General features: G+C 68.9%; 22 protein-coding genes and 1 riboswitch. Of the genes, 9 read left to right on the top strand and 13 right to left on the bottom strand.

What is annotated here, in order from left to right; translation table 11 throughout:
* Positions 1–14: 14 nt before the first annotated feature.
* The 5 genes from BO221_RS23175 to BO221_RS23155 form a co-directional block, all read right to left on the bottom strand.
* Positions 15–380 (bottom strand): Rieske (2Fe-2S) protein, encoded by a 366-nt coding sequence (locus tag BO221_RS23175; protein WP_073562655.1) that lies wholly within the window; start codon positions 378–380, stop codon positions 15–17.
* Positions 377–1,390: a fumarylacetoacetate hydrolase family protein gene (locus BO221_RS23170; RefSeq protein ID WP_073562654.1), complete on the bottom strand. Its 1,014-nt coding sequence runs from the start codon at positions 1,388–1,390 to the stop codon at positions 377–379. The genes BO221_RS23175 and BO221_RS23170 overlap by 4 nt, the downstream gene beginning before the upstream one ends.
* Complete coding sequence (gene hmgA, locus BO221_RS23165) at positions 1,387–2,700, bottom strand: homogentisate 1,2-dioxygenase (protein WP_073562653.1); 1,314 nt, start codon at positions 2,698–2,700, stop codon at positions 1,387–1,389. Before hmgA ends, BO221_RS23170 begins: the two co-directional genes overlap by 4 nt.
* Positions 2,701–2,734: 34 nt before the next feature.
* On the bottom strand, positions 2,735–3,808 hold the full coding sequence (gene hppD / locus BO221_RS23160) for a 4-hydroxyphenylpyruvate dioxygenase (protein WP_073562652.1): 1,074 nt from the start codon (positions 3,806–3,808) through the stop codon (positions 2,735–2,737).
* A 126-nt stretch (positions 3,809–3,934) separates the two neighbouring features.
* Positions 3,935–4,390 carry a MarR family winged helix-turn-helix transcriptional regulator gene (locus BO221_RS23155; protein WP_073562841.1) on the bottom strand — a complete coding sequence of 152 codons (456 nt, stop codon included), beginning with the start codon at positions 4,388–4,390 and terminating at the stop codon, positions 3,935–3,937.
* Between the two features lie 265 nt (positions 4,391–4,655).
* Between BO221_RS23155 and BO221_RS23150 the strand changes: the two genes are divergently transcribed.
* The 3 genes from BO221_RS23150 to BO221_RS23140 are packed head-to-tail and all read left to right on the top strand — an operon-like array spanning position 4,656 to position 7,644.
* On the top strand, positions 4,656–5,810 hold the full coding sequence (locus BO221_RS23150; protein ID WP_073562651.1) for a protoglobin domain-containing protein: 1,155 nt from the start codon (positions 4,656–4,658) through the stop codon (positions 5,808–5,810).
* An 8-nt stretch (positions 5,811–5,818) separates the two neighbouring features.
* Complete coding sequence (locus BO221_RS23145) at positions 5,819–6,541, top strand: response regulator (protein WP_073562650.1); 723 nt, start codon at positions 5,819–5,821, stop codon at positions 6,539–6,541.
* A complete protein-coding gene (locus BO221_RS23140; RefSeq protein ID WP_073562649.1) occupies positions 6,538–7,644 on the top strand; it encodes a sensor histidine kinase in 1,107 nt (368 codons plus the stop codon). The genes BO221_RS23145 and BO221_RS23140 overlap by 4 nt, the downstream gene beginning before the upstream one ends.
* Positions 7,645–7,653: 9 nt before the next feature.
* Here BO221_RS23140 and BO221_RS23135 read toward each other — a convergent pair whose 3' ends face one another.
* The 4 genes from BO221_RS23135 to BO221_RS23120 form a co-directional block, all read right to left on the bottom strand.
* On the bottom strand, positions 7,654–9,069 hold the full coding sequence (locus BO221_RS23135) for a sigma-54 dependent transcriptional regulator (protein ID WP_073562648.1): 1,416 nt from the start codon (positions 9,067–9,069) through the stop codon (positions 7,654–7,656).
* 77 nt (positions 9,070–9,146) lie between these two features.
* A complete protein-coding gene (locus BO221_RS23130) occupies positions 9,147–9,686 on the bottom strand; it encodes an OsmC family protein (RefSeq protein WP_073562647.1) in 540 nt (179 codons plus the stop codon).
* 123 nt (positions 9,687–9,809) lie between these two features.
* Positions 9,810–11,147 carry a universal stress protein gene (locus BO221_RS23125; protein WP_073562646.1) on the bottom strand — a complete coding sequence of 446 codons (1,338 nt, stop codon included), beginning with the start codon at positions 11,145–11,147 and terminating at the stop codon, positions 9,810–9,812.
* Between the two features lie 41 nt (positions 11,148–11,188).
* Complete coding sequence (locus tag BO221_RS23120) at positions 11,189–11,605, bottom strand: CBS domain-containing protein (protein ID WP_233166223.1); 417 nt, start codon at positions 11,603–11,605, stop codon at positions 11,189–11,191.
* 260 nt (positions 11,606–11,865) lie between these two features.
* A riboswitch (TPP riboswitch) is annotated at positions 11,866–11,974 on the top strand.
* A gap of 37 nt (positions 11,975–12,011) precedes the next feature.
* Between BO221_RS23120 and thiC the strand changes: the two genes are divergently transcribed.
* Both thiC and BO221_RS23110 read left to right on the top strand, forming a co-directional pair.
* Positions 12,012–13,871 carry a phosphomethylpyrimidine synthase ThiC gene (thiC, locus tag BO221_RS23115; protein WP_073562644.1) on the top strand — a complete coding sequence of 620 codons (1,860 nt, stop codon included), beginning with the start codon at positions 12,012–12,014 and terminating at the stop codon, positions 13,869–13,871.
* Between the two features lie 130 nt (positions 13,872–14,001).
* A complete protein-coding gene (locus BO221_RS23110; protein WP_233166222.1) occupies positions 14,002–14,391 on the top strand; it encodes a DUF4870 domain-containing protein in 390 nt (129 codons plus the stop codon).
* 12 nt (positions 14,392–14,403) lie between these two features.
* Here BO221_RS23110 and moaA read toward each other — a convergent pair whose 3' ends face one another.
* The gene (moaA, locus tag BO221_RS23105) at positions 14,404–15,402 is read right to left on the bottom strand and encodes a GTP 3',8-cyclase MoaA (protein ID WP_073562643.1); all 999 of its coding nucleotides are present in this window, start codon (positions 15,400–15,402) and stop codon (positions 14,404–14,406) included.
* A gap of 281 nt (positions 15,403–15,683) precedes the next feature.
* Between moaA and BO221_RS23100 the strand changes: the two genes are divergently transcribed.
* Both BO221_RS23100 and BO221_RS23095 read left to right on the top strand, forming a co-directional pair.
* Positions 15,684–17,249, top strand: a complete 1,566-nt coding sequence (locus tag BO221_RS23100) for a Tox-REase-5 domain-containing protein (protein WP_233166221.1) — start codon at positions 15,684–15,686, stop codon at positions 17,247–17,249.
* A complete protein-coding gene (locus tag BO221_RS23095; RefSeq protein WP_369865405.1) occupies positions 17,152–18,006 on the top strand; it encodes an Imm52 family immunity protein in 855 nt (284 codons plus the stop codon). The genes BO221_RS23100 and BO221_RS23095 overlap by 98 nt, the downstream gene beginning before the upstream one ends.
* A gap of 337 nt (positions 18,007–18,343) precedes the next feature.
* Here the strand turns inward: BO221_RS23095 and BO221_RS23090 are convergent, their stop codons facing one another.
* The 3 genes from BO221_RS23090 to BO221_RS23080 all read right to left on the bottom strand — a co-directional run bounded on the left by BO221_RS23090 (position 18,344) and on the right by BO221_RS23080 (position 22,100).
* The gene (locus BO221_RS23090) at positions 18,344–18,706 is read right to left on the bottom strand and encodes a DUF2019 domain-containing protein (protein WP_369865403.1); all 363 of its coding nucleotides are present in this window, start codon (positions 18,704–18,706) and stop codon (positions 18,344–18,346) included.
* 272 nt (positions 18,707–18,978) lie between these two features.
* Entirely contained in the window at positions 18,979–19,905 is a 927-nt protein-coding gene (locus BO221_RS23085) for a DUF2381 family protein (protein WP_073562640.1), read from the bottom strand.
* 92 nt (positions 19,906–19,997) lie between these two features.
* Positions 19,998–22,100, bottom strand: a complete 2,103-nt coding sequence (locus BO221_RS23080) for a serine/threonine-protein kinase (protein ID WP_158079899.1) — start codon at positions 22,098–22,100, stop codon at positions 19,998–20,000.
* Between the two features lie 534 nt (positions 22,101–22,634).
* Between BO221_RS23080 and BO221_RS23075 the strand changes: the two genes are divergently transcribed.
* Positions 22,635–23,591, top strand: coding sequence for a DUF6310 domain-containing protein (locus tag BO221_RS23075; RefSeq protein ID WP_233166219.1), 957 nt, complete (start codon positions 22,635–22,637; stop codon positions 23,589–23,591).
* Entirely contained in the window at positions 23,588–24,346 is a 759-nt protein-coding gene (locus BO221_RS23070) for a DUF5953 family protein (protein ID WP_369865400.1), read from the top strand. The genes BO221_RS23075 and BO221_RS23070 overlap by 4 nt, the downstream gene beginning before the upstream one ends.
* Positions 24,347–24,405: the final 59 nt, after the last annotated feature.

Raw genomic sequence — 24,405 nt, 5'->3', positions numbered from 1 at the left:
CACGCCACTCATTCTCAGGCGGTCTTCACCACACCGTGCTCGACCGTGACGGGCCAGGGCGTCAGCCGTTGGCCGGAGCAAGGTCCGCCCACGCACACTCCGTCGTCCAACCGGAAGAGAGCCCCATGCCAGGAACAGGAGATCAGCTGGCCGTCGGGCGTCAGGTAGCCGTCGAGCTTCTGCGCCAACGGCAATCCCTGGTGCGGGCAGCGGTCCACGTAGCCCTGGACCGTGTCGCCGGTGCGCACCAGGAAGCCGTGGAAGAAGGCGTCATCGATCTGCAGGACGACGTTGCGCGCCCCGGGATCCGCCAGGGCGCCGAGCGTACAGAGCGCGACGCCAGCCGGAGTCTCGAAGACGCGCGTACGTCCCGCGGTCATCGGCGCGGTGCCGCGACGGTCTGGTCGATCGCGCCGAAGATGGAACGGCCCGCCTCGTCCTGCATCTCGATGCGCACGCGATCACCGTGACGCAGGAAGGACGTCTTGGCGGCTCCGGCCAGGAGGGTCTCGACGGTCCGCACCTCGGCGATGCAGGAGTAGCCGTGCCCGCCGTCCCGGATGGGCTTCCCGGGACCGCCATCCGCATCGCGGTTGGACACGGTACCCGAACCGATGATGGTGCCCGCGCACAGGTCGCGCGTCTTCGCGGCGTGGGCCACCAGGGTGCCGAAGTCGAACGTCATGTCGACGCCCGCATCCGCGCGTCCGAAGGGCTCTCCGTTCAACGAGACGCGCAGCGCCCCGTGCAGCTTGCCCTCGCGCCACGCGCCGCCCAGCTCATCCGGCGTGACGGCCACCGGCGAGAAGGAGGAGGCCGGCTTGGACTGGAAGAACCCGAAGCCCTTGGCCAGCTCTCCCGGAATCAGGTTACGGAGCGACACGTCGTTCACCAGCATGACGAGCCGGACGGCCTTCAGGGCCTCCTCGCGCGTCGCGCCCTGCCGCACATCCCCGGTGATGACCGCGACCTCGCCCTCGAGGTCACAGCCCCAGCTCTCGTCCGCGAGCGGAATGGGCTCACGCGGGCCGAGGAAGCCGTCCGAGCCACCCTGGTACATGAGGGGATCGGTCCAGAAGCTCTCGGGCATCTCCGCCTTGCGCGCCTTGCGCACCAGCGCCACGTGGTTCACGTAAGCGGAACCATCCGCCCACTGATAGGCGCGGGGCAGGGGAGAGGCGCACTCGGCCTCGGAGAACGGGCTCCTCTGCCCGTCACCTCGGTTGAGTGCCGCCGCGAGGGCCCGAAGCGGAGCCTCGCAGCGCTCCCACTCGTCGATCGCACGTTGCAGGGTCGGCGCGATCGCCGTGGCGTCCGCGCACCAGGCCAGGTCATCCGAGACGACGGCCAGACGGCCGTCACGTCCCGACTTCAATGAGGCAAGCTTCACCGCTTCGTCTCCGAGCCCGTTCCGGGCAGGCGTGCCTTGGGGAAATTCGACCAGCAGGCGTCGTAGTCGCGCTGCAGGGCAGGGGTCTCCATCGCGAAGCGCGTGGGGGAGATCACCCAGCGTGTCTCGAACATGAACGCGAGCGTGTCGGCGATCTTGTGCGGTGCGAGGTTGGCCGCCACCGCGCGCTCATAGGTCTCCCGGTCGGGGCCGTGGCCGCTCATGCAGTTGTGCAGGGACGCGCCGCCCGGCGTGAAGCCCTCGGCCTTCGCGTCGTACGCGCCGTGCACGAGCCCCATGAACTCGCTCATGATGTTGCGGTGGAACCAGGGCGGGCGGAAGGTGTTCTCGGCCACCATCCACCGCGGCGGGAAGATGACGAAGTCGCAGTTGGCCACCCCGGGGCTGTCGCTCGGCGAGGTGAGCACCGTGAAGATCGACGGATCCGGATGGTCGTAGCTCACCGTGCCGATCGTGTTGAACCGCGACAGGTCGTACTTGTACGGAACCAAGTTGCCGTGCCACGCCACGACGTCGAGCGGCGAGTGGTCCAGCTCGGCGGCCCAGAGGCGGCCCTGGAACTTCTGCACGACGCGCGTGGGGCGATCCACGTCCTCGAAGGCGGCCACCGGCGTGAGGAAGTCGCGCGGGTTCGCGAGTCCGTTCGAGCCGATGGGTCCCAGCTCGGGCAGCCGGAACAGCGCGCCGTAGTTCTCGCAGATGTAGCCGGACGCCGCGCCGTCGGGCAGCTCGGCGCGGAAGCGCACGCCACGCGGCACCACACCGGCCTCGCCCGGCGCCAGCCCGAGCACGCCCATCTCGGTGACCAGCCGCAGCCGCCCCGCCTGCGGGACGATCAGCAGCTCACCGTCGGCGTTGTAGAAGACGGTGTCGGTCATGGACCGGTTGGCGGTGTACTGGTGGATGCCCACGCCCACGCCGTGCGACGGCGAGCCGTTCCCGCCGAACGTGACCAGCCCCTCGATGAAGTCCGTGGGCTGGGCCGGGCGCGGGAGCGGGTTCCAGCGCAGGCGGTTGGGCGTGGCGGGCGTCTCGGTGAAGGGCCCGCTGCGCAGCAGTCCTTCCGGGAGCGGGCGGAAGGACCCGTGGCTCGAGCTGGGGCGCAGCCGGTACAGCCAGCTGCGGCGGTTCTCGCGCCGGGGCGCGGTGAACGCCGTGCCCGACAGCTGCTCGGCGTAGAGTCCGTAGGGGACGCGCTGCGGAGAGTTCTGCCCCTCCGGAAGCGCCCCCGCAACGGCCTCGGTGGTGAACTCGTTGCCGAAACCCGGCATGTACCCGTCGATCGCCATGTGCCCTCCCGCGCGAGCCCGTTCTACCGGATGACTACTTCCGGGTCTCGACCTTGATGACGCCGCGGCGGATCTGATCGAGCTCGATGGACTCGAACAGCGCCTGGAAGTTCCCGTTGCCGAACCCCTCGTTCCCCTTGCGCTGGATGACCTCGAAGAAGATGGGCCCGAAGAGGTTCTCGGTGAAGATCTGCAGCAGGAAGCCCTCGGACTTGCTGCCGTCGATGAGGATGCGGTTCTGCTTCATCCGCTCCAGGTCCTCGCCGTGGCCCGGCACCCGCTTGTCCACCAGCTCGTAATAGGTCTCGATGGTGTCCTGGAAGATGACGCCGCGCTCGCGCAGCTTCTCCACCGTCGTGTAGATGTCCGGGGTGGTCAGCGCGAGGTGCTGGATGCCCTCGCCGTTGTACTGGTTGATGAACTCGGCGATCTGCGACTTGTCGTCCTGGCTCTCGTTGAGCGGGATGCGGATGGCGCGGTCCGGGGCGATCATCGCCTGCGAGAAGAGGCCGGTGGCCTGGCCCTTGATGTCGAAGTACTTCTGCTCGGTGAACCCGAACACGCGGTTGTAGAAGCTCGACCAGGTGCGCATCTCGCCGCGGCGCACGTTGTGCGTGAGGTGATCGAGGATGTCGAGGCCCACGCTGTTCTTCTTCTCGGCCTCCGCGGCCCCGGGAATCTGGCGCCAGCCGTCATAGAGCGAGCCCTTCGCTCCATGGCGGTCCACGAGATACAGGCGGCTGCCTCCGATGCCCTCGAGGACATAGCTGCCGAGGCCCAGCGTGCTCGACTCCGGGTCCGCCGGACGGGCGCCACGCTCGATGGCCAGCTCGTACGCCTTCTTCGCGTCCGCCACCCGGAACGCCATGCCGCTGGCCGAGGGACCATGCAGCTTCCGGAACTCGGCGGCCTGCCCGCTCGGATCCCGGTTCACCAGGATGTTGATGCCCCCCTGCTTGAAGCGGATCACATCCTTCGTCGGGTGCATCGCGTAGGCCGTGAAGCCCATCCGCTCGAAGAGCTCGATCATCTTGCCGGGATCCGGCGAGGTGAACTCGACGAACTCGAAACCATCCAACCCGAGAATGTTATCCGCCGTGCTGTTCATGACCTGGTCTCCTCCACTATCTCTAGCCGCCCAGATAGTAACATCTGAAACAGTAACATCTGAAACTAAACGTGCAAGCGGGCATGCGGACGCCTGTTGGGCGGCGGATGGTTTGAACGCAATGCGTCAGCGACGGGAGAGCACGCGCTCGGCGGCCGCCTCCAGGCGGAGGAGCACGTCCTTGAGGCCGGCGATCTCCCGCTCGCTGAGCCCCTCGAGGACCTCCGTCTCGAGCTCGATGGCGGCGGGCACGACGCGGGCGTAGAGCTTCTGCCCCTCGGCGGTGAGGGAGAGCCGGAGGGAGCGGCCATCCTCGGAGTTGGTCACCCGGCGCAGGAGCTTGCGCCGCTCGAGCACCTGGGCAGCGCGGCTCACCGTCACCTTGTCCATCTTCGTGCGGCCGACGATCTCCTGCTGGGAGAGCTCGCCGTCCTCCGCCAGCACGGTGATGACGCGCCACTCGTGCATCTTCAGGCCGAAGTGTTCCTCGTAGGCCCGGGCGATGACCTGACTCACCGCGTTGGAGGCGAGGGAGAGCCGGTACGGAAGGAACTCATCGAGCTTGAGATGGGAGCGCGCCACGGTCGCCGGCAATGTACACCAGCGTGTGCAAAAGCTGCGCGCCGGCCCTCCATTCCGCAGGGCTTGCGCGCCTCCGGGGCCGTCCCCGAAGGGGCTCCCGTGGCGTGCTTCTTGCCTCGTGAAGGCCCTGGCGCCGGGCCCTTCGAGCCCGGTGGCCCGGGGGGCATTGCCGCCCTGACTCCCCCGTAGGGTTGACTTCCATGCAGGGGAGGGTCGTTCAACCGATGTGTCCAGAGGATGGGCGCGCTAGAACATTCACCTACGAATGGCAGAGACCTTGTTCGAGGAGTTGAAAAGATACGTCGGCTTTGGGGCGGACGACGAGCAGGCGCTCCGGTGCTTGCATGAGCTGGCCCGGCACGAGTTCCCGGCCATCTCGGAGATCTTCTACGACCGCATCCTGCAGCACGAGGGCGCGCGCAGCGCCCTGGCCGGTGAGAGCCAGGTGGGCCACCTGAAGGTGACGCTGGTGGCCTGGATGGAGCAGCTGCTGCGCGGGCCCTGGGACGAGGAGTACTTCCTGCTGCGCTGCCGCATCGGCCGCATGCACGTGCGCATCGCGCTGCCCCAGCACTACATGTTCGGCGCGATGAACATCCTCCGGCAGGAGCTCAACCGCATCATCGACCAGCGCTATGTCCAGCAGCCCGCGCAGCTGTTCGCCGCGCGGATGGCGCTCGGGAAGATCCTCGACCTCGAGCTGGCCATCATGCTGCACACCTACCGGGAGGATCTGCTCGCCCAGCAGGCGCGCAGCGAGCGGCTGTCCACCTTCGGCCAGCTGGTGGGCTCCATCGGGCACGAGCTGCGCAATCCGCTGGGCGTCATCGAGACGTCGCTCTTCATCCTCAAGGGCCGGCCCCTGGCCACCGACGAGCGCGCCGCCAAGCACCTGGGGCGCATTGGCGAGCAGGTGGCGCTGGCCAACCGGATCGTCACGGACCTGCTGGACATGATCCGCGACCGGCCTCTCAAGCGCGAGCCGTTGCGGCTCGACGAGGTGTGGAAGGACGCGCTCACCTCGGTGCACGCGCCGGAGGCCGTGTCCATCCGCGCCGAGGGGCTGGAGGGACTCCCCACGCTCCAGGGCGATCCCGGGCAGATGCGCCAGGTCTTCGTCAACCTGCTGGAGAACGCCGTGCAGGCCGTGGGGGAGAAGGGCGAGGTGGTGCTGTCGGCCTCGGCGGATCCGGAGAAGGTGGAGCTGGTGCTGGAGGACACGGGGCCCGGTGTCAGCGACGCCATCCGGCGCCGCATCTTCGAGCCGTTGATGACCACCAAGGCGCGAGGCATCGGCCTGGGGTTGCCGCTCGTCAAGCGGATCATCGATCGGCACGGAGGCTCCATCACCTACGCTCCCCGCGAGGGCCGTGGCGCGCGCTTCGTCCTCCGGCTTCCTTTCCAACCCACCACCCCGTAGGCGACGGTATGAGGAAATACCTGCTGCTGGATGACAACGAGGCCTTCGCGGAGAACCTCGCGGAAATCCTCCGGGACGGGGGAGACGAGGCCACCGTGGTGACGGAGGGCGCGCGGGCCCTGGAGCTGGCACGCGCCCAACGCTTCGACGTGCTCCTCACCGACATGAAGATGCCCGGCATGAGCGGGGCCGCGGCGGTGCATCGCATCCGCCAGGTGGATCCGGAGCTCGCCGCCGTGGTCATCACCGCCTACCCCGGCGAGGACGACCTGGAGACGGCCCGGCGCGAGGGGCTGCTCGCGGTGCTGCCCAAGCCGGTGCCCATCCCCGCGCTCGTGTCGCTGCTGTCCGAGGCGCGCCGGGATGGCCTGGTGGCGCTCGTCGAGGACGATCTGGCCCTCAGCGACAACCTCACCGAGGTGTTGCGCGCACGCGGCTTCTCGTGCGTCACCGCGCGCTCGGTGCTGGACACGGAGTATCTGGCCTCCGTGCGGCCCTTCGTGGCGCTGGTGGACCTGCGGCTGCCGGGGGGCCCGGATGGGGAGGCCCTGCGCCGGCTGCGCGAGCGTTTCCCGGACCTGCCGGTCTTCGTGATGACGGCCTACCCGGAGGCGCTCCCGGCCATGGCCATGCCGGCGCACACGGACGTCCTCTCCAAACCCTTCGACACGGCGGGGCTGCTGGATGTGCTGGAGCGCGTCCACGCCTCACGCCGGCAGAGGACCTCATGAGTCTCTCCCGCGCCAGGCGTCCCATCGTGCTCGTCGTCGACGACAACGCGGCCTTTCTCGACAACCTCCAGGAGTTGCTCGGTGACGCGGGCTACCAGGTCCACGGGGCGAGCAGTTGCCGCGAGGCCCGCGAGCGTGTCCGCGAGGGCTTCGACGTGGCGCTGGTGGACCTGCGGCTGCCGGACGGGGAGGGGACGGCGCTCGCCCGGGAGCTGAAGGAGAAGGTGCCCGAGTCCGAGGTGGTGCTGCTCACCGGTTTCGCCACGCTGGAGACGGCCGTTGCCGCGGTGCGCGCGGGGGCCTGCGCCTACCTGATGAAGCCGTGCGCGCCCAACGAGTTGCTCCTCACGCTGGAGCAGGCCATGCGTCAGGTGCGCCTGCAGGAGGAGAAGCGCGAGCTGGCGCGCCGGGCCCAGGTGACGGAGAAGCTCGCCGCGGTGGGCACCATGACGGCCGGGCTCTCGCATGAAATCCGCAATCCGCTCAACGCGGCGGCCCTGCAGTTGTCGGTGCTGGAGCGGCGGGTCCGCCGGCTCTCCGAGGCTCAGCAGTCCCCGCTGCTGGAGCCGCTGGGGTTGGTGCGCGATGAGATCCGCCGGTTGGATCACATCCTCGAGGACTTCCTCCAGTTCGCGCGGCCGCGTGAGTTCCGCCCGGAGCCGGTGGAGGTGAAGCCGCTGTTGCGGCGCGTGGTGGACCTGCTCGCGGGCCAGGCGGAGTCGCGCCGGGTGCGGCTGGTGCTGGCGGGCGATGGGGGCGAATCGGTGTCCCCCATCCAGGGTGAGGAGGAGCGGTTGCGCCAGGTGCTCATCAACCTGGCCCTCAACGCGCTGGAGGCCACGCCGGCCGACGGGCTCGTCCGGGTCTCCGCGGAGCGCGAGGGCGACCGGGTGTTGATCCTCGTGGACGATACGGGCCCGGGCGTGCCCCCGGAGATTCGCGACCGGCTCTTCGAGCCCTTCTTCACCACCAAGGCCCAGGGGTCCGGCCTCGGCCTGTCCATCGTCCACGCCATCGTGACGCAGCACGGCGGCACGCTGGAGGTGGGCAGCTCGCCGGAGGGTGGGGCGCGCTTCTTCCTGCGCCTGCCCCTGGTCCGTTGAGCGACTGAGCTACTCGGAGGCCGCCTCGGTCTCCGGGTTCTCCTCCTCGGTGTCGCTGCCCGTCGCGGGCTTGCCGGTGCCGTACTCCTTCAGCCGGTACTGCACCTTGCGCACGCTGATGCCGAGGATTTCCGCGGCCCGCGTGGTGGAGCCATGCACCATCTCCAGCGTGCGGAGGATGGCCTCGCGTTCGATCTGCGCCAGCGTGGCCCCTGGAATCAGGGACGAGGGCGAGGAGCCGGTGGGCCGGGGTCCCCGCAGCACGGGCGGCAGATCGTCCGTAGTCAGCTCGTTGCCTCCGGCCAGCACCACCGCGCGCTCGATGGCGTTCTCCAGCTCGCGGATGTTTCCGGGCCAGTCATACGCCAGCATCGCCTGCAGCGTGCCCGGCGCCAGCCCCCGAACGCCCTTCCCGTACGCGTCGCTGTACTTCTCCAGGAAGTGGCTCACCAGCGCGGGGATGTCGCTCTTGCGCTCGCGCAGTGACGGCAACGTCACCGCCACCACGTTCAACCGGTAGTACAGGTCCTCGCGGAACCTGCCCGCCTTCACCTCGCCCGCCAGGTCCCGGTGCGTGGCCGCGACGATGCGCACGTCCACCTTCAACGATTGCGTGCCGCCCACGCGCTCGAACTCGCGCTGTTGCAGCACGCGCAGCAGCTTCACCTGCACCGCCGGGGAGATCTCTCCGATCTCATCCAGGAAGAGGGTGCCCCCGTCGGCCAGCTCGAAGCGGCCCTCCTTGCGGGCCACCGCGCCGGTGAAGGCGCCCTTCTCGTGGCCGAACAGCTCGCTCTCCAGCAGGTTCTCGGAGAGCGCGGCGCAGTGCACCTTCACGAAGGGCTTGTCGCGCCGCTGCGACTCCTGGTGGATGGCCTGGGCGATCAGCTCCTTGCCCGTGCCGGACTCGCCGAGGATGAGCACCGTGGCGCGCGTGGATGCCGCCCGCCGCACCACCTCGTAGATGCCCTGGAGCTGCGGCGCCTCGCCGATGATGTTGTGGAAGCGCGTGCGCTGGCGCACCTGCTCGCGCAGCGTCTCCGCCTCGCGCTTCAGGGCCCGTTTCTCCAGCGCCTTGCTCAACACAACCAGCACGGCGTTGGCGTCCAGCGGCTTGACCAGGTAGTTCTCGGCGCCGGCACGCATGGCCTCCACGGCCGTCTCCACGCTGGCGAAGGCCGTCATCACGATGAACGTGGCGTCCGAGCCCTGCTCCCGCGCCTTCTGCAGGAAGGTGAGCCCGTCCATCTTCGGCATGCGCACATCCGTCAGCACGATGGCGGGCGAGAAGTCGGAGAGGCGGGCGAGCCCCTCCTCTCCGTTGGAGGCCTCCGCCACCTCGTAACCCTCCTCTCCGAGGATGGTGGCGATGGCGCGGCGGGCATTGCCCTCGTCGTCGACGACCAGGATGCGTTGAGCGGACATGGTGTGGACCGTAACAAGCAATCGCCCCCGAGGGGGCGGGTTCCTACACGGTGAGCAACCATGCCCCGCACGTCACGTCAAGGTTCATAACCGGCTGCCCGCCCGCTCTCCCACCACCGCCAGGTCTGCCGGTGACGGCGATCCTCCTCGAGCGCCGCCGCGTGCTGCTCGTCCCACGTGTCGATGATGGGTTCGATGCGGGGCGTGAGCCTCAGCATGGAGCTGGGAAAACAACGCTCCGGGAGCGCCTCGAAGATCCCCCGCGCGAGGTTCGCGTCCTTCTCACTCCGGACGGCCACGTGGGGGCGGACGATCAGGTCCGTGTAGTGGGGAAGCCCATCCGGACCGTCCGCCCGGCGGGCCACGGCGGAGCTCTGGTAGAAAAGAACCTCCACACCCAGGGAACGCGCCTGCTCCAGGAAGGCCCAGAGGGTTCGCCCCTCCACGGCGCCGACCAGCAGGGTCTCGGGATTCCATTGGCCCTCGTTCCAGGGTCCCCCCGTGTCCCCGGTCCCTCCCAGCGGGATGGCGGAGGCCCGGTCTCCAGAGAGCAGCGCCCCACAGCCGCGCTGCCATTGGAGCCGCGTCTCGAACTCCGTGATGGGAACGTATGTCACAGTGCACCTCCCGGGTGTCGTTCAGCCTGGAGAAAACCTTCAAGGTGCGTGCCGGACATGCCCGGGCCTGGCGGGGAACGCCCCTTCCCAGATGGGGCGACGAGAGCCTGGATGCCCGCCTGCTCACTCCGGCCGGACGAGCAACACCGGCCTCGTGCTTCCCTGAAGCACCTCCTGAGCCACGGAGCCGAGCAGTGCCTTGGTGATCCCCGAGCGCCCATGGGTGGCCAGGCAGATGACGTCACAGCCGAGCCGCTCGGCCGCCTGGCTGATGGCCTCGGACACCTTCCGGCCGTGGACCACCTCCACCCGCGTGGTGATGCCCCGGACGGCCGCCTCGGGAGGGATGAGCCCCCGCAGCACCTCGGCCACGCTCTCCTGCTCGGGCGTGTGGACCGGGCCCTGGGGCGGGAGGTATTGCGCGGAGAGGGGGGGCGTACCACCGGCGGGCTCCAGCACATGCAGCAGGTAGACGGAGCCCCCGGCGGGAACGATGGAGTAGGCGTGGCGGATGGCGCTGATGCCCACGTCGGAGAGATCCGAGGGGGCCAGCACCCGGCGCACCTCGGGGATGGTGAGGGTGGACACCGCGCTGGCCGGCACGCACAGCACGGAGACGGGCGCGTCGTGGACGATGCGCTGCGACACCGAGCCGTACCACCACTTGCTCGCCCCCGTGCGCTGGTGGGTGCCCACCACGATGAGATCCGCTTCCTCCTTGCGCGCCAGCGCCACCAGCGATTCCGCGGGCCGGCTCAGGCCCGGATCCAGATGCACCCAGACGGCTCCGGTGCCAGGCATGTCACCCAGCCGGGCCGTCAGGTCGCGCCGCAGGGCCTCCTCCACTTCGGGCGTCACCTCGGACTCGGGGGAGAGCGGAACGCCATAGCGCACGTGGGCATCCGCGCCCCAGTAGTGATGGGCGGCCACCACCTCGCAGCTGCCGAGCGTGCGCAGCTTGCGCACCCAGGCCACCGCCGCATTGGAGGGAGGTGAGAAGTCCAGGCCCAGCAGGACGCGCAGGCTGCGTTCCCCGCGGGCCCAGGCCTCCAGGGGGGACGCCGAGCGCAGGACGAGCACCGGGCACCGGGCCGACTGCACCACCCGCTCCGTCACGTTGCCGATGCGCCAGCGCGGAGCCCGCTGCCCATGGTGGGACACGATGATGAGCGAGGCGTGGACGACGGCCGCGTGCTCGACGAGAACCTCGTCCGGGGTGCCCTCCCGCAGGTGGACCTCCACCCGGGTGTCTCCGGTGCGCAGCTCGGCGGCCTGGGCCTCCAGGCGCGCGAGCAGCTCACGGCGCAGGGTCTCATCGCTCGAGGCGGTACGGCCGACGCTGCCGTACTCGGTGACATGCACCAGGTGGAGCACCTCGCCGGTCCGGTGGGCGAGCACCGCCGCGGCCCGTGCCGCGGTCATCGCCCGCTCCGAGAAATCCGTTCCGAAGACGATCGACATGGTGCTCCCCTCTGGCCCTCCTTGGGCCCTTGTGGCGCGGGTCAGGCTTCGTATTCGGCCGCGAGGCTGCGGCGATCCATGTCCTCGATGAGGTGCTGGGCGTAGCGGACCATGTCCGCCTCGGTGAGGATTCCGACGAGCGTGCCATCCGCCCCCACCACGGGCAGGCAGCCGAACTTGTTGTCCAGCATGATCTTCACCGCCTCGCGGCTGGACATGTCCGGGCGCACCGTCTTCACGTCGCGCACCATCACGTCCGAGGCCCACAGCGGTTGCTGAGCGGGATCCGCCCCGCCGCACTTCGCCGCGGCCTTCAGCAGATCCCGGTGGGTGACGAGCCCGACGAGCTTGCCCCCCCGCACCACGGGCAGGTGGCGGATGCGGTGCAGACGGAGCAGTTCCTCCGCCATGGCCAGGTTCTGGGTCTCGGTGATCGTCACCAGGCTGCTGCGGGTCATCAGCTCTCCAACGGTCTGCATAGGCGGGGCTCCGGTCCTGAGAATCGTGGGTCTCGCAGGAAGCTATTGCAGGATCGGTTCCAGGGCGTGCTCCCTCGGGAGCCCGCTACGTTGGCTGCCAGTGGCGGGGTCGTCCGGCGCAATGATTTCGTCCAGGCGGGGGCCCGCCGCAGATGCTGCGCTCCCAGCCTCGCGCTGGCTGGCGGACAAGGGGCCCTCCAGGCGGTTGATACCCGGTCCCCCGGTGCGCTAGACCCTCGCCCTGACGCTAGGGGTGCCCCGGGTAAGGGGCTGAGACGGCCGTGATGCGGCCAACCCTTTGAACCTGAACCGGTTAGGACCGGCGGAGGGAAGCGGCGGGCGCCCCACGCCTCGCCTGTCCCTTCCGTGCACGGAGGAGAGAGACGTGAGCGGAGCCTCGAAGAGCCTCAAGGTGGATGGCAAGGTGCTGGAGGGCATTACCCAGGGGCCCCTGCCGGCCTCGCGCAAGGTGTACGTGCCCGGCGTGCGGCACCCGGACGTCCGCGTGCCCATGCGGGAGATCAGCCAGACGCCTACCCGGCATGGTCACGGGCCGGACGCGAAGCTGACGCCCAACCCCTCCATCTTCGTCTACGACCCGAGCGGCCCGTACACGGATCCCGGCGCTTCCATCGACCTGCGCGCGGGCCTGCCCCCGGTGCGCTCCGAGTGGATCCGCCGCCGCGGGGACGTGGAGGAGCTGGCCGGCATCACCTCCGAGTATGGCCGCGCCCGGGAGTCGGATCCGCGCCTGGCGGGGCTGCGCTTCGGCCATCGCCGCAAGCCGCTGGTGGCGAAGCCGGGCGGCAACGTCACCCAGTTGCACTACGCCCGCAAGGGCATCATCACCCCCGAGATGGAGTACGTGGCCATCCGCGAGAACCTCAAGCGCGAGGCCGCGGCCGCCGAGCTCTCCCGGCAGCACCCGGGCCAGTCCTGGGGCGCGGCGATTCCCCGGGAGATCACCCCCGAGTTCGTCCGGGACGAGGTGGCGCGCGGCCGGGCCATCATCCCGGCCAACATCAACCACCCGGAGCTGGAGCCGATGATCATCGGCCGCAACTTCCTGGTGAAGATCAACGCGAACCTCGGCAACTCGGCCGTCACGTCCTCCATCGAGGAGGAGGTGGAGAAGATGGTCTGGTCCATCCGCTGGGGCGCGGACACGGTGATGGACCTGTCCACCGGCCGCAACATCCACGAGACGCGCGAGTGGATCCTCCGCAACGCCCCGGTGCCCATCGGCACGGTGCCCATCTACCAGGCGCTGGAGAAGGTGGGCGGCAAGGCCGAGGATCTCACCTGGGAGATCTACCGCGACACCCTCATCGAGCAGTGTGAGCAGGGCGTGGACTACTTCACCATCCACGCGGGCGTGCTGCTGCGCTACATCCCGCTCACGGCGAAGCGCGTCACGGGCATCGTCAGCCGCGGCGGCTCCATCCTGGCCAAGTGGTGCCTGGCCCACCACAAGGAGAACTTCCTCTACACGCACTTCGAGGAGATCTGCGAGATCCTCAAGGCGTACGACGTCAGCTTCAGCCTGGGGGACGGGCTGCGGCCGGGCTCCATCGCGGACGCCAACGACGCGGCGCAGTTCGGCGAGCTGGAGACGCTCGGCGAGCTGACGAAGATCGCCTGGAAGCACGACGTGCAGGTGATGATCGAGGGTCCGGGCCACGTGCCCATGCACCTCATCCAGGAGAACATGACGAAGCAGCTCGCGGTGTGCCACGAGGCGCCCTTCTACACGCTGGGGCCCCTCACCATGGACATCGCCCCGGGGTACGACCATTTCACCAGCGGCATCGGCGCGGCGATGATCGGCTGGTTCGGCACGGCGATGCTCTGCTACGTCACGCCCAAGGAGCACCTGGGCCTGCCCAACCGGGATGACGTGAAGGAGGGCGTCATCACCTACAAGATCGCCGCCCACGCGGCGGATCTCGCCAAGGGGCACCCGGGCGCTCAAATCCGGGACAACGCCCTGTCCAAGGCCCGCTTCGAGTTCCGCTGGGAGGATCAGTTCAACCTCTCGTTGGATCCCGAGCGCGCCCGCGCCTTCCACGACGAGACCCTGCCCGCCGAGGGCGCCAAGGTGGCCCACTTCTGCTCCATGTGCGGTCCGCAGTTCTGCTCGATGAAGATCACCCAGGACGTGCGTGACTACGCGGAGAAGGTCGAGGCCGGCATGGCCGAGAAGAGCGAGGAGTTCAAGAAGACCGGCGGGGAGATCTACCGCTGACGTCCCGTTGACCTCAAAGGTCTCCTCCACCTACCCGATGCGAGGAACGTGACATCCCCCGGGGACTGACGGAGAATGGGTCCTGAAGGGCGCGGGCACCGTGCTCCTTCAGGACCCGAGGGGACCTCGCATGGACATGCATCAGCAGCAGCGGGCCGATTCGTTCATTACGGGTTCCCCAGCGCCCACGGCGGAGGAGCGGACGTGGGGCATGTTGGCGCACCTGAGCGCACCGGTGGCCGCGATCCTGACGGTGTCGACGCTGTCCTTCCTCGGACCGCTGCTCGTCCTGGCCTTCAAGAGCAAGGAGTCGGCCTGGGTCGAGGCGCACGCCAAGCGGGCCCTCAACTTCCACATCGTGGTCTGTGCGGTGGTCTGGGCCTTCCTGGCCACGTGTTTCCTGAGCCCCGTGGGGGTCGGCGTGGCCATCCTCGGCGCGCTGTTCAGCGTGGTGGCCGGGATCCGGGCCAACGAGGGGTCCGTCTACCGCTACCCGATCGACGTCAAGATCGTGAAGTGACCGGGCCGCGGCTCAGCCGCCAATGCCCATCATCGACAGCAGGGAGGAGCCGGCACCGGGCTCGGTGAAGCGGTGGCCGTCCGGCTTCTCGCCCAGGGCGCGGCGGATGGACAGGGCGAGTTCCGCGTCCGTGGCGCCCCCGCGGATGAGCGTGTGCAGCGGCGCCTGGGCCCGCCCGCCGAGGCAACTGCGCAGGTCTCCGTTGGAGGCCACGCGCACGCGGTTGCAGCCGCCGCAGAAGTTCTGGGTGAGGGGAGAGATGAAGCCCACCCGCCCCCCGGGAGCGCGCCAGTATTGCGCCGGCCCCGCGGCGGCGCCGTGCGGCTCCTCGTCGGGAACCAGGGGCAGTCCGCTGGCCTGGAGCCGCTCCACCAGCTGTGCCGTGGGCACCGGAGTGCCCTGGCCAAAGGGCATCAGCTCGATGAAGCGCGGGGTGATGCCCCGGGCGTGGGCGTAGGCGATGATGTCCCCCACCTCGGCGTCGTTCACCCCGCTCATGACGACGGCGTTGAGCTTCAGTGAGGCGTAGCCCGCGCCCACGGCCGCGTCGATGCCCCGCAGGATGGAGCCGAAATCCCCCTGCTTGGAGATGCGCCGGAAGGTGTCCTCGGACAAGGTGTCCAGGCTGATGTTGAGCTGGGTGACGCCCGCCTCGCGCAGTGGCACGGCCAGCCGCTCCAGGTGGCTGGCGTTGGTGGTGATGGCCAGCCACTCCACCCCGGGGACGGCGGCGATGCGCCGCGCCACCTCGAGGATGTCCGGGCGGATGAGGGGCTCGCCCCCGGTGAGCCGCACCCGGCGGATGCCCATGCGCGCGAAGACGGAGACGATGCGCTCGAACTCCTCGGGCGTCAGCAGGTCCTTCTTCCCACCCCAGCTGGCCGGCGAGCAGTACGTGCACCGGAAGTTGCACCGGTCCGTCACGGACAGGCGCAGATAGGTCATGGTCCTCCCCTGGGCGTCCAGCAAGGGAGGGACCAGGGGATCCCTATGGGGATGCGCGTCAATCATGAGGGGACTCGACTCTTAACCCACGAGCGCCCGTCTGGCATCCCCGAAGACGGCTTTTTGCCGGGAGTGTGGACATCCGGCCGTATCGACGGCTGCCTGCTTTGGTCGAGTCAGAAGCCGCCATGACGTCCTGCCTCTCCAGCTCAGCCCCTACCGCGTCCGGTGGTCCGGCTCCAACCAGCGAGCATCATCGGGTACGCGCAATAGGGGCGCTCGCGAAAACAAGGGGATGCCTCAGTGATGACTTGACCGCCCTGACCTGCCCCCCTGGAGTCCAGGGCATGTCCACTCCTTCCATCGGCGCTCACAGCCGCCGGCTCGGCGCGGTCGTTCTGACCATGGTCGTGGCCGTGCTCCTCGAAGGGTGCGCCATGGGCTCCCCGCGCGCGCGCCTGACGAGCGGCTTTGGCCTCCACTCGCGGCCCACCGCATTCCACGACAGCGCCCGAGCCCTGCAGCCGGTAACTCCGCCTCCGCCCGGAGCGCAGGAGGTGGGGGCCGCAGGCGGCTTCCCCGAGCAGACGGAGGACCTCTTCCAGGTGGTGCAGGAGGCCAGTGGCCTCGGAGAGGACGCTCGGCACCCGGCGGGCGCGGCCCTCTACGTGGAGCAGGCGCGCCAGCTCCTGAGGCAGCTGGCCAAGACGCCCGTGACGCAGCGGAGCTTCGCCCCGCGCCAAGCACTGTCCTGGCTGCTGCGCGAGGTGCTCGAGGGCGGCGAGCGCGTGGACTACGCCGACTTGAGGTGGCGCGCCGAGCGCTTCGGGCCGCTGGTGCTGGTGCGCCCGGACGGCTACCTGGTGGCCGCGTTCGATGGCACACCCCTTCAACACCGGGGCTCACTGCAACTGGTGGAGGGCGAGTGGAGGGTGGGGCGCCTCGTGGTGGGCTGCTTCTACTTCTCATACGGTGGCGTCTTCTACCCGGCCACCGAGGCGCTGCGGCGCGAGGACAGCACGCCCCTTGCCGAATTGGGCCTGGGGAGGGACCCGCTCAACGCCGCGCTCGATGGAGCCCAGGACGCTCTGGCGGAGATGACGCTGGCGCTGGCCCACACCGTGCTCCACCCCATCCGCACACTGGAAGACCTGGGGCAGTTGCCCACGACGGTGGCGTACCTGATTGCCACCTCACCCGAGTACTTCGCGCGCTACGGGGCCATGTCGCGCGAGGACCAGATACGCGAGGCGGCGCGCCTGTCCACGCACCTGCTCATGCTGCTCGGTGGCGCACGGGCCACGGTGGGACGCATGGGTGGACTGAGAGCGGACCTGCCAGGGCTGTCGCTCACGGCCAGGGGCGAGCTGGTGCTGGGCGAAGCCATGGTGGCGGGCACGGTGGGCCTGGACCTGAGCGCCCTCTCCATTCTCCACATGGCGGGGAATAGTCGGGACAGCAACACCGGTGGCGCGAGCGGCGAGGCGGGGAAGGCTTCCCAGACGGCTCCGGCGCGGAGTCCCGGCAGGTGGACGTACAAGAAGCCCACCACCGAATCCAAGCGCTCCCTGGACTACCAGGAGCAGGTGACGGGACGGCCCGCGTGGTGGGTGTACATGATTGGCGAGCTGGAGTTCGACGGCATCAAGTTGGGGGAACTGCTGGAGGCCAAGGGGCCGGGCTATTGCTCCTTCTTCAACGCGGATGGTTCTCCCAAATCCTGGTACAAGAAATCCGGCAAGTTCGACGAGATGATGGAGCAAGCCAGGAAACAATCCGAGGCGGCTTTACAGATGGGACTACCACTGGCCTGGCATGTCGCCGACGCCAAGGTCGCGGAGTTCCTTCGCAAGGAATTCACGCGGAGAAAGTGGAACAACACCACCGTCCACCATACGCCAGCGGCGCGGTAGGGGAGGGGCACGAATGCAGGAGGACTACTACATCGGGGCGTACTGGGGCCCTCGGATGGAGACTGCGCTGGAGTGTGCCAGGCGTGCGGAACTCTTTCTTCGCGGGCTTGCGCGGTGTGAGCCGTCCTTTAGCCAATGGTATCGAGGGGGCCGTGGTGCTCCGCGAGGACTGCCCGGCCACCCTGTCTCCCCAGCAGTGGAGGAATTGGAGAAGCTCTTACTGATCAGCAGGAGCCGCACGGACGTGGGCAAGGAGATCATCGAGCGCCTGGGCTTCAGCCGGATCATGTGGAATGCGAAGGAGGAGGCCACTGACCTCCATCTGACTTGTGGCGGATACTCCCCCTGGGGAGGGCCCAACTCGTGTCTGCTCAAACCACCCAGGCAGGGCCTGGTCCGGGAGCGACTGCTGCGCGTGCCCGTGCTGGCCGAGGTTCTCACGTGCATGGCCACGGCGTGGGACCCAGACTTCGCGATGGCCAGCTCCTCGGAAATGGTGGAGCTCGTGGAGAAGCGCGGGTCCGAGGTTCGGATGGGCTGGCTGACGTACCTGTCGCGCCGCCTGGGGAAGCTGCCGCCGTTGCCGGCGCCCGTGCGCATCGAGCCGGTGGGGACGCTGGGCTGGTTGCTGGTGCTCTCCCCCGAGCCCATGACGGCCAGCAACCCCGAGCACGTGGCCTACACCGCCCGCGTCCGCGAGCTGCTCGACCGGGCGGGCCTCATCGAGCGTCCTCAACCCGGACCCGCCACCGAGTGACACGAGCCTCCGATGCGGCTTGGCGTATTTTGCTCCTGCCCGCCCGAGTGCACTACCTTGGAGGTCATGGGAAATGGGTACGAAATCATCGCCGACCGCGATGTCCCGGAGACCGAAGTACCCGTCCTCGCGGAGCGGATGCGGGTCTGGCCCGCGCAGCGGGGCGTCATCAAGGCTGTGCCCGACAGGGGCTTCCTGAGCAAGCAGATCCATCGGCCGGGGCCCGTTAGGCCGCGCCCTGGTGGCCTCTACCGGGCCCGAGGTGCCCGCTGTGGCTGTCGTCGTGCCCTGGTGGCCGCCACCCGCCCGAGCTTTGCGCCGCATCTGCCGCCGCGCCCTACTCGGGATCCAACGCCCATGTGCCTTCCGCCCAGTGCTTCAGGGTCATGACCGCACCAATCGCCGCCACTCCGTCCCCGCTAGCGGCTGCCTCTAGAACTGCCTTTGCTTCCGCTGTCCGGTAGCGCAGCAGAAACGCAGCAGCCTTGACTCGTACATCCGGGCGAGGGTGCTGTAGCAGGACGGCGAGCGCGTCACGCCCGGCATTACCCTCCGAGCGCAATTTCTTGAGCGCGGATGTGTAACGGTTTGCGTGCTTGTTTCCGGTCTTGGCATCCCCTCTCTTTACTGCCTCTGTCTGTGCGGCCACATTCTCCGCGAATTCTTCTACAAGTCTATTCAGATCCTTCACCACTCCCACTCCTGATCTTTTTGATGACAAGCAAGCCAAACGAGCGCTGCGCCTCGTAGCTTTGCGTTCTGATCCACTCTCGCACCGTCAGACAATGTCTAGACATTGCCACACCTCCCCGGGCCAGACGCCCGGGTTGGAAGCCAAACCCGTCGATTACAGAAAACGGCCGACAGCCACGTCAAGCCGTCGGGTCTGGTCAGGTGCCGAAAATCCATCGGGCAGGTTGCGCTTCCCTCGGGCCGCACGACGCGGCGGCACTCTTCACGGCGTGCCCGCGTTCAGGGGAAGGTGATGTTCCCCAACGTCACGGTGCGCTGCTGCTCGGCGTCCCAGAGCGTGAGGGTGTACGTGCCCCGGGTCTCCTTTTCGACCAGCACCTCCACCACCACGCGGTTTCGTTTCTCGGCACCGGGCTCGGTTGGGAGGAGCTCCTGCTGCCAGAGGGGCAGCGGCTTCAACACCTCGCCCTTGGACCCGCGCAGCACCGCGCCCGCCGCCGTCCAGGGCAGAATGCCGGGATTCAACAGCCACACCTCCACCGCCACCCGGCCTTCCGCTCGGTAGCTGTAGGCTGTCGCCAGGCGCAGGGCATTGCCCTGTGCTTCTGTGATGCTGTCCATCAGGGTCTTGGTAACAATGCCCGTCTGCCCCAGCAGCCCCGAGGCCAGCGCGCCCCTGAGTCCCTCGGGGACACCGCGCTCGGCGCGCAGCTGGCGCACCTCCTCCTGGCACTGCCGGGTTTCGGCCTGGGCCGTCTTCTCCCCCTCCTGGATGGACGCCACCGGACGGGGCTGGCGAAACACCTTCACCTGCGACAGGCCCAGCGCGGGGTGGGACAGCAGGAGGAAGCGGGCGCACCCGGGGGCGGCGCCGTCCGCGAAGCACACCTCCAGATGGAATCGCTCCCCGGCCGCCAGATTCTCCGGAGGCACCAGGAGGAGGTTCTGCTGCCCGGAGGTAACGTCCGGGAAGCGCTCCCGCTCCTCCAGCCGCACGGACCCTGGCCGGAGCGCCGTGTCGAAGCGCAGGGTGAGGGGCACGTCCGGGCTGATGCACACCACGGGCGGCGTCGCGGGGGGCTCGGCCTTCAGTTCGAGCAGAGGGCTCGCCGTCTCACACACGTCCGCGGGGGACGGCATGGAGGCCTGGGGGAAGGGGGCGAGGAGGGCCAGCGCGAGCAGGCCCACGGGGGACGCGAGGGGCACGGGGAGTCAACCTCCGGGGGAAGGCGGGGCGTGGTGACGGGAGACGTTGGCCTCTACCACACCTCTCCGTGTCCGTGCCGCCCACGCCGGAGCTACTCGAAGCGCCTCACGGCCCGGATGCGCTGGGTGGAGAAGACGATGGCGGCGTCTGCGGGCCCGCCGACGTCCTTCCTGTCCACGCCCGGCGGTTCCCCCCAGTCGGTCTCGTTTCCTATAAGCTCCATGCACACCGGGTACGTCTTGCCGGTGCCTGGGTGCCGGGCCTGGGTGAAGCGGCCGTACACGCGCTCGGGACCGAGGTAGAGCCGCCCGGTGAGCTCGCCCACGTCCAACGGCCCCTGGTAGTTGGAGTTCATTGCGAAGTAGACCTTCATCGGAGTGGACTCGTGCACGGTGACGCGCTTGGCGCTGCCCTCGTGGGGGAACTCCGCATGAGCCGTGCGGCTGACGCGGATACCCAGCTCCTCCATCGTCTTCACGGCACCGGGAGGGCAGTCGGCGGGCCGGGGCGGGGGGCGCACCACCTGCGGGGTGCTGGTGCAGCCGGTGAGCAGCACGGTGCAGATACCCACCAGACACAACTCCTGTCTGGCGGGGACACAGCCCGGGGCCTGACGCTGCGGCCTGGGGGCAGGCTTCTGCTGGGACTTCGAGCGGGTGTCGTTCTCGCGGGGCATGGGCTTGGTGGTGGGCACGGGGGAAGTGCCGGGGGAGGCGACCGCGCCCCCTCCAGCTTCGGACGGCTCGTCCGGCCCCGCCACTTCGCGGACAAGCCCGGGGTGAGGTGTCGGGGGAGCTGCCCACCACCCGGGAGGTGATGCTACCTCCGGTGCAGCTGATACCGACGGGCGCTGGCCCCCTGACTCCAGGCGGGAGTGAAGAGCCCACGTGCCGGCCAGCACCAGCAGCAGTGTCACGGCCACCGCCCCGGCGCGAGTTGGACGCCCTCGGCCCATTCCCCGAGTGGAGGCCCCAGGTGCCACGGCGTCGTGCCTGGCTTCGGCGGTGGGCGCGGGTACGGCGACGGCCTCCTTGGCCGACACGGGCGGAGCCGGCGCATACAGCCGCACTTCCGCTGCTTCCGCCAGCGCCTCGAAGCTTCCGGCCAGCGCCTCTTCTTCCAGCGGGGCCACGGCGGTGGGCGCTCGAGGCGGCGGCTCGCGCCGGGCCTTGCGCACCCGCCCGCGCCTCGGCATCGCCGCCTTCATCTGCTGAAGGACGCGCTCCCACGAGTCGAGAGCCACCACCTTGCTGGGAGTCCGCTCCGTGGTGCGCACCTCCAGGGCGAATGGGTCCATCATTGGCACGTCCCAGTTCGCCTCCGCCCCCGCCAGTGCCGCCTCCAACGCCGCGGCCACCGCGTCCATGTCCGCCAGCCGCGCCCGGGGCTCCTTCTCCAGCATGTTCATGCACACCTGGCCCAGCGCCACCGGCACACGCCGGTTGTCCACGTGCGGGGCCACCGGCGTCCGGGTGCGGATGTCCTTCACCATGCACGGGTTGCCCATGCGCGAGCCGAAGGGCAGTGCGTCCGTCAGCAACTCGTACATCGTGACGCCGAAGGCCCATACCTCATCGGCCACGCCCGGCTGGTAGCGCGCCTCTTCCTCTGGGTGCTCCTCGAGGAAACGGTACGCCTCCGGGCTGGTGTACTCGGGCGTCCCCGGCGGCAGCCGCCGCATGCGCGGCAGCGTGGCGCGGCCCTCCAGGTGGCCCACCCCGAAGTCCACCCACACCGGCTTGCCGTCCTCCTTCCTCACCAGCAGGTTGTCCGGCTTCACGTCCCGGTGCAGCACGCCCTGGCGGTGCACCACCGCGAGCGCCCGCGCCGCTTCCAGCAACAGCGTGGCTCCCGTGCGCGCCGAGGGGTTGTGCTCCAGTGCATGGCCCAGCAACGTCCGCCCTGGCACGTACTCCATGACGAGGTAGAAGTAGCCCTCCTCCGGGTACGGCCAGCGCCCATGGCCCAGCACCCGCACCACGTTGGGGTGCTCCAGGTGGCGGAGGATATCCAGCTCCAACTCCCCCGAGTGGCTCACCGGCAGCGAGCGGAAGAACTTGAGGACGTAGGAGCGGCCCTCCCACTCGGCCAGGAACACGTGGCCCTGGCCGCCCCGGCCCAGCGGGCCCACCACTCGGTACTGGCCCACCTTTTCATCGGGCTGGGGCAGTCTGTAGACCCACGCTCTCCTCACCAGGGCTACCTCCGAGGTTCGGAGGCTAACATGACTCGACGGCTCTCCCTGCGTCGGAGCGTGTGCTGACGGCTCATGCGGAGCTGCGTCGTGCCTCTCAACGTGCGGCTTCTGGCGCGGTACAGGTGTAGATGTCTACACTTGGTGTGGGTGTTTGGAGTACATCTTCAGGTGTAGATATCTACACTTGAAGTCCGGTAGGTGCCGGAGGGGCGCTCAGTCGCTGCCGCTGCAGCAGTCCGGGTTGCGCGCGTCTCCAGTTTGAATCCCTTCCTACCTGAGAGGAGGGGGATTTTCCTCCCTATCTGTTGGCTTGACCGCTCCTGCCTTGTTTCTCTGAACTCCAGGGGGTCACGCTCAGCCCATGCGGCAGGGGCGTGGTGCTTGTCATGTCGTGGTGTGGAGGCGATTGCCTCGGGCGAGCGGCGACTCGGTGCGCGACCCGGATAGGAATTTGACCGGCTCCAAGAAGGGGACGAAGTGAACCCCGGCCAGCGTCGCTGACGCTCCGACTGTTCCACATGGCCGGAACGAGTGTTCCACTTCGCCGGAATACGCACTGGCACGGCGCGCAGCTGGCGGCGTGGGGGTGGTGCCCAGGCGGCGGCCGAGGTGTTGCGCGAGGACCTGGTGGTCACCAACCTCCGGCGCGCGGCGAAGCTGCCCTGGACGGACGGCGGCCGGTGCGTCGTTGAGGAGGCGGGCCAGCCATGGGCCGACCTGGTGGAGCGGTGCTACTACGCGCTCGACCACGAGCGGGTGCGGTTCAGGGACACCACGGGGCGGTGCTCGGTCGCCTCCGCCGGCGCCGGGGTCTTGGGCATCGGGCTCTGTGTCCTCGCGGCGCCCGAGCTGGCCGTGGGCGCGGTGGTTGTCGTGGGCGTGGTGGTGGTGGGCTTCGCCATTTCAGAGGCGCTGGAGGCGTACGAGAAGCGGGGCCGTCCCCAGGTGCGGCCGCCGCCGACGCTGCCCGTGCCGGAGACACGGCCCGTGCCGGAAGCAGTGCCGGTGGTAGAGACGAAGCCCGCTCCGCCGGAGCTCAAGAAGAAGCGGCGTCCCAAGCCTAAGCCCACCGGCGAGGACTGGCCGCCAGGGCCGGCCCCCGAGTCCACCGACAGGGAACGTGAGCGCAAGTGCGCGGCCATCCCGGTGCCGCACAAGGGCGGCAACAAGGCGCACAACTCGTGCGCCGACTGGTATCCGCCCAACCGCTGGCCCGGGAAGGATGCACAGGTTGATGGGAAGAACTTCGACGCGCTTCAGGTGGGAGTGCGGGTGCTGTGGGAGATCAAGGTCGAGTACTTCGACGACTACAGCGACTTTTTGAAGCAGATTACGGTCGAGAAGGAGATTAAGGAGCTCAAGGTGTACCGCGCTATCGCTCTGGCCTGTGGGTATTCCTTCAAGGTCGGGGTGATCAGCGAGGCCCACAAGGCCGCGCTCCTGAAGGAAGACGACAGCTTTGATATCGTCGTCACGGGGTGCAAATGATGACCGCTCAAGCAGAGTTGTATCTCCACGTCTTTGCGCCGGCTCTCACCAGAGACGACGGACGCCCGCTCGCGGCTGTCGAGGGGATGGAGCGCGCACTGCCCGGGTTGCGGCTGGCGTGGCGGCTGTCGAAAGCGGGACGGCCCATCGCGCTCCCTCAGCGGGCGGCGTGGCTGTCTGCGTCGGTAGCGGACGGCGAGTTTGGGTTGTTGTGCAATGGCGACGAGACCTACCCGGTGACAATGGGTGGCCGGCACGAGAGCGCGATTTCGAGTCCAGGGGGCGAGCCGCTGCTGACTGTTCACGCGAAGCTCCCGCAGGACGAGGCCGTTGTCGCTGCGGCAGTGGACATGCTGCAGAATGTCGGGGAAGGCGTGCGAGGCCGGTGGGGCGTTGTGGCACCCGGCCCCGTCAGGCTCGTCATCGCAGCGCAAGTAGGGCCGAAGTCCGGGAATCCTGACGGGCCGCCCCATGGCCTGCCAATGCTCAAGCTCCCGTGGAACATCCGCTCGCCCAGAGTTCCCAGATACCTTGGGTGGATTAACTATTGGTCGGCTGCGGCTTCGGAGGCCATCGGCTTCCCGGACCCCTCGCGCGACGCAGAGCTGCTGTCGCGCGCCAGGCGCACTGCGTCGGGGGGATGGGTGGTGAGTCTCACCGCGGCGCCGCTCGACTTGGACAAGCCCGAGCACCTCGAGGCCCTCAAGCGAGCCTACGCTCGCTTCCCGGAGATTGGTGGGCGCTCGGAGGCGTGAGAAAAAACCCCGGCCCGAGGAGACCTCGGAGCCGGGGCTGCCGTCGCAGTGCGTTCAGG

The organism is Archangium sp. Cb G35 (assembly GCF_001896145.1).
GTDB classification, from domain to species: domain Bacteria; phylum Myxococcota; class Myxococcia; order Myxococcales; family Myxococcaceae; genus Archangium; species Archangium violaceum.
Note: the sequence above shows the minus strand (reverse complement) of the source record. Positions and strands in the feature narration are given on the sequence as shown.

Coding starts and splice junctions, on each gene's coding strand:
- BO221_RS23125 (WP_073562646.1), bottom strand. CDS start 11,147: ATGTCGATCGTCTTCGGAACGGATTTCTCGGAGCGGGCGATGACCGCG.
- BO221_RS23135 (WP_073562648.1), bottom strand. CDS start 9,069: ATGTCCGCTCAACGCATCCTGGTCGTCGACGACGAGGGCAATGCCCGC.
- hmgA (WP_073562653.1), bottom strand. CDS start 2,700: ATGGCGATCGACGGGTACATGCCGGGTTTCGGCAACGAGTTCACCACC.
- BO221_RS23110 (WP_233166222.1), top strand. CDS start 14,002: ATGGACATGCATCAGCAGCAGCGGGCCGATTCGTTCATTACGGGTTCC.
- BO221_RS23150 (WP_073562651.1), top strand. CDS start 4,656: ATGGCAGAGACCTTGTTCGAGGAGTTGAAAAGATACGTCGGCTTTGGG.
- BO221_RS23070 (WP_369865400.1), top strand. CDS start 23,588: ATGATGACCGCTCAAGCAGAGTTGTATCTCCACGTCTTTGCGCCGGCT.
- moaA (WP_073562643.1), bottom strand. CDS start 15,402: ATGATTGACGCGCATCCCCATAGGGATCCCCTGGTCCCTCCCTTGCTG.
- BO221_RS23175 (WP_073562655.1), bottom strand. CDS start 380: ATGACCGCGGGACGTACGCGCGTCTTCGAGACTCCGGCTGGCGTCGCG.
- hppD (WP_073562652.1), bottom strand. CDS start 3,808: ATGAACAGCACGGCGGATAACATTCTCGGGTTGGATGGTTTCGAGTTC.
- BO221_RS23140 (WP_073562649.1), top strand. CDS start 6,538: ATGAGTCTCTCCCGCGCCAGGCGTCCCATCGTGCTCGTCGTCGACGAC.
- BO221_RS23100 (WP_233166221.1), top strand. CDS start 15,684: ATGTCCACTCCTTCCATCGGCGCTCACAGCCGCCGGCTCGGCGCGGTC.
- BO221_RS23095 (WP_369865405.1), top strand. CDS start 17,152: ATGTCGCCGACGCCAAGGTCGCGGAGTTCCTTCGCAAGGAATTCACGC.
- BO221_RS23120 (WP_233166223.1), bottom strand. CDS start 11,605: ATGACCCGCAGCAGCCTGGTGACGATCACCGAGACCCAGAACCTGGCC.
- BO221_RS23145 (WP_073562650.1), top strand. CDS start 5,819: ATGAGGAAATACCTGCTGCTGGATGACAACGAGGCCTTCGCGGAGAAC.